Raw genomic sequence first — 3296 nt, forward strand, 5'->3', positions numbered from 1 at the left:
CTCATCCCGTCCCTCCCACCTCGCAACCGGCGCCCCGCCCATGATCACGGCGCAGTCCCGGGCCAGCTCAAGTACCCACGGCCGACGGGTTGCTGACGGCACGTCGCCAATCGGTCGCGCCCTGTCGCGAAACGCCGGGACGGGGCACCATCGAACACATGGCGACATCCTCGGGGTGCGATGTCTGCGGGCGGGAGGACGACACCGTCCGCGACTGCGGCATCCGCCACCTCCCGCTCGCCGTGTGCGACGCGTGCTTCGCGGACATGGCGCGGGCCCGGCGCGGCCCGCTGCCGCGTCCGCTGGACGGCACGGAGGTGATGGCCGCCGTGCTGGAGGCGCTTCACGAGGACAGCCGGCGCTCCTCCTGAGCGGGGCCCGGCGCGGGCGGATCGGCGAAGGTCGACGGCAGCACGGCCCGGCCCCGGACCGCCCCCACCGGCACGGGAGGGGACCGCCGCGGGTCGGCGGCGGACAGCCCCTCGGCCCGCAGGGCCACCGCGCGCACGGGGTCGCCGTGCGGGCCGAGGGCCTCGTGCATGGCGTAGGCGGCCTCGGCGAGTTCACCGGGGTCGGAGGTGGGCTCCGGCAGGGTGCGGCTGCGGCTGACGGACGAGCCGCCGGCGAGCCGCACGGTCAGGGTGAGGCCGGTGGCGGTGCGGCCGGTGCTGCGCAGCCGGTCGCCGAGACCGAGCCCGAGTTCGAGGACGGCCCGGCTCAGCGCGCCCCGGTCGGTGGCGTCGGCGGTGAACAGGCGGTCGGCGGCGAGCGAGCCGGGCGGGTGCTCGGGGGTGATCGGGGCGGGGTCGAGACCGTGCGCGCGTTCCCACACGCCGCGTCCGGGAGCGGCGCCGAGGATCGCCTGGACGTCGGGCAGCGGCGCGGCGGCGACCCTGCCGACGGTGTCCAGCCCGGCCGCGACCAGTGCACGGACGGCCTCCGCGGTGATCCCGGGGAGCGCCGCGACCGGCTTGGCGCGCAGGAAGCCGGCGACGGCCCGCGGGTCGGAGTCGACGGCCCGGATCCGGCCGACCAGGACGTCGTACGCGGCCATGGCGGCGACCGTGCGGCTCCCGGCGACGCCGATCGTGAGGCCCACGTCGTACAGGGCGGAGGCCCGGGTGCTGATCATGAGGGCGAGCTGCTCGGGCAGCAGCCCGTAGAAGCTCACCGCGGAGCGCACGTCGGCCACGACCGCGTCCGGCGGCTCGGCGCGGACGACGGGGGTGAACTGGCCGACGAGCCCGGCCAGCGCCGCGAGCGTCGCCGGGTCGGTCCCGCCGCAGCGGATGTAGAGCACGCAGGGCCCGGGGTCCTGGTGCGGCTCGGCCTCGACCATGGTCTGCCCGCCTCCACCTCGTTCGAACAACTGCTCGAATTCGAGTGTAGGGCATTCCGGGTCCCCGCGTCCGGCTCATAGGGTCGTCGCATGACCCTGACCGCCGTACAGCGCCGAGCCCTGCTGGAGTCCGACGCCAACACCGGGCAGTTGGGCGCACGCGAACCGACCTGCGCGGCGCTGGCCAGGCAGGGCCTCGCCGTGCGGTACGGCCGCACCGGCGGCTGGTACCTCACCCAGGAGGGCCGCCGGGTGCGCTCGGAACTGGCCCGCGTGGAGCTCCCCCACCCGCAGGACGGGGCGACGCCCGGGACGGAGCCGGAACCTCGCCAGGAGCCCGCCGAGCGCGGCTTCGCGGCCGACGACGGGCACGGCACGGGAGCCGCCGCCCCCGGTCGCGCCGCCGAGGTCGCATCGGCCTGGTCGGGGTTGCTGGAGATCCGCCGCGTCCTGCAGGACGGCGACACCACGCGGCCCGCGCCCTGGGAACGCGAGCGCCACGTCCACGCGGTGGCCCTGGCCCTGGAGGCGGCCGGGAGGCCACCGTCCGCGCGCGGCAGCGCCGGGCGTCCCCCGGTCGCCGGCTACGCCGTCGCGCCCGCCGCCCAGAGCGGGGTCGCCGAGGTCTCCTGGCACTCCCCCGCCGGGGACGCCCCCGGCACCGCCGAGGCCGAGCTGGCCCGGTGCCAGGCCGTCCTGGAGGCGTACGGCTGGCAGTGCACCCTCCACCACGACCGGCGGCGGCGGGCGTTCCTCCTGGTCTCGCCCCGCCGGGCCTGAGGGAGCAGGATGGAGGCAGCGACCCCAGGAGGTCCGCCATGAAGTCCACGTCCTCGGACGCCGATCCGTACCTCTACGCCGAGACCCCCTCCCAGGCGGAGGGCGAACGGATCTACGACGACGCCGAGCGAAGCACGATGGAGATCCACCCGGACGTGCCCCGGACGACCCCCTCCCAGGCGGAGGGCGAGCGCATGGACGACATCCCGCCCCAGTGAGCCGGGGCGGGCACGTGCCGTCCGGGCGTCCGTCCGTCCGTCCGTCAGCGATCCCTGCGGGACAGCACCGCCAGGGCCAGGACGAGGACGGCCAGCCCCGCCCAGGACAGCGGCGTGGGCCGCTCCCCGAGGACGGCCACCCCGAGCAGGGCGGCCACGGCGGGCTCGGCGAGGGTGAGCGTGGTCGCGGCCGAGGCCGGTGTGTGCCGCAGTCCGCGCCCGAACAGCCGGTAGGCCAGGAAGGTCGTCAGCACCGCGAGGTGCAGGACCACCCCGGCGCCGCGCGGCGTGCCGAGCCACACCACGCCCGCGGCGAGCACCACCGGGAGGGTCAGCAGACCGGCGGAGCCGAAGAGCACTCCCATCACGGCGCCCGGCGCCTGCCCGCGTCCGATGAAGTGCCCGCCGACCAGGGAGTACACCGCGTACGAGAGCCCGGCCAGGGCCGCCAGTGCCACCCCCGCGGCGTCCGTGCGCGCGGCGGGACCGGCGTCCGCGCCGCCGAGCACCAGCAGCCCGCAGCCGAGGACGGCCACGGCCGTCGCGGCGGCCCACCGGCGGCTCGGGCGGTGCAGGCCCACCGCCCAGGCCAGCAGCCCGGTGAAGACGGGCGCGCTGCCCAGGGCGATGACGGTGGCCACGGCGACCCCGGTACGGGAGACCGCCGGGTAGAAGGAGAGCGGGTATCCGGCGACGGCGAGGGCGCCGACGGCGAGCAGGGCTCCTCCGCCACGCCCCGCGGTGCGCAGCAGGGTCCGCGCTCCCCTGGCGCCGGCCAGGAGCAGGAGCCCGCCGAGGGTGAGCCCGGCACCGCCGACCGCGGCGGGCGGGGCGCCGGCGGGCGCGAAGGACGCGGCGGTGCCGGTGGTGCCCCACAGCAGGGCGGCGGCGAGGATCGGCAGCGCGCCCTGGACGAACCGCGGCCTGGGGGCGGCGGCGCCGCGTCCTTCGCGCCCGCC

General features: G+C 77.5%; 5 protein-coding genes. 3 read left to right on the plus strand and 2 right to left on the minus strand.

Annotated elements, in window-relative coordinates:
* The first annotated feature begins 158 nt into the window (after positions 1-158).
* Positions 159-371 carry a hypothetical protein gene (locus PV350_RS45715; RefSeq protein WP_500339207.1) on the plus strand — a complete coding sequence of 71 codons (213 nt, stop codon included), beginning with the start codon at positions 159-161 and terminating at the stop codon, positions 369-371.
* Here PV350_RS45715 and PV350_RS45720 read toward each other — a convergent pair.
* Entirely contained in the window at positions 344-1339 is a 996-nt protein-coding gene (locus PV350_RS45720) for a DNA polymerase Y family protein (RefSeq protein ID WP_499510308.1), read from the minus strand. The two genes, PV350_RS45715 and PV350_RS45720, sit on opposite strands and share 28 nt — an antisense overlap.
* Before the next feature lie 90 nt (positions 1340-1429).
* Here PV350_RS45720 and PV350_RS45725 point away from each other — a divergent pair, with 90 nt between their 5' ends.
* Both PV350_RS45725 and PV350_RS45730 read left to right on the plus strand, forming a co-directional pair.
* The gene (locus PV350_RS45725) at positions 1430-2119 is read left to right on the plus strand and encodes a hypothetical protein (protein ID WP_500339208.1); all 690 of its coding nucleotides are present in this window, start codon (positions 1430-1432) and stop codon (positions 2117-2119) included.
* Between the two features lie 38 nt (positions 2120-2157).
* Positions 2158-2337 carry a hypothetical protein gene (locus PV350_RS45730; protein ID WP_499510310.1) on the plus strand — a complete coding sequence of 60 codons (180 nt, stop codon included), beginning with the start codon at positions 2158-2160 and terminating at the stop codon, positions 2335-2337.
* A 44-nt stretch (positions 2338-2381) separates the two neighbouring features.
* Here the strand turns inward: PV350_RS45730 and PV350_RS45735 are convergent.
* The coding region (locus tag PV350_RS45735) for a DMT family transporter (RefSeq protein ID WP_500339209.1) at positions 2382-3296 on the minus strand (915 nt) is incomplete at its 5' end.

It is taken from the genome of Streptomyces sp. PA03-6a (assembly GCF_033792765.1).
In the GTDB taxonomy this organism is placed as follows: domain Bacteria; phylum Actinomycetota; class Actinomycetes; order Streptomycetales; family Streptomycetaceae; genus Actinacidiphila.

What these genes read in the sequence shown, in the direction of transcription:
- PV350_RS45715 (WP_500339207.1), top strand. Translation starts at nt 159, where the DNA reads ATGGCGACATCCTCGGGGTGCGATGTCTGCGGGCGGGAGGACGACACC.
- PV350_RS45720 (WP_499510308.1), bottom strand. Translation starts at nt 1,339, where the DNA reads ATGGTCGAGGCCGAGCCGCACCAGGACCCCGGGCCCTGCGTGCTCTAC.
- PV350_RS45725 (WP_500339208.1), top strand. Translation starts at nt 1,430, where the DNA reads ATGACCCTGACCGCCGTACAGCGCCGAGCCCTGCTGGAGTCCGACGCC.
- PV350_RS45730 (WP_499510310.1), top strand. Translation starts at nt 2,158, where the DNA reads ATGAAGTCCACGTCCTCGGACGCCGATCCGTACCTCTACGCCGAGACC.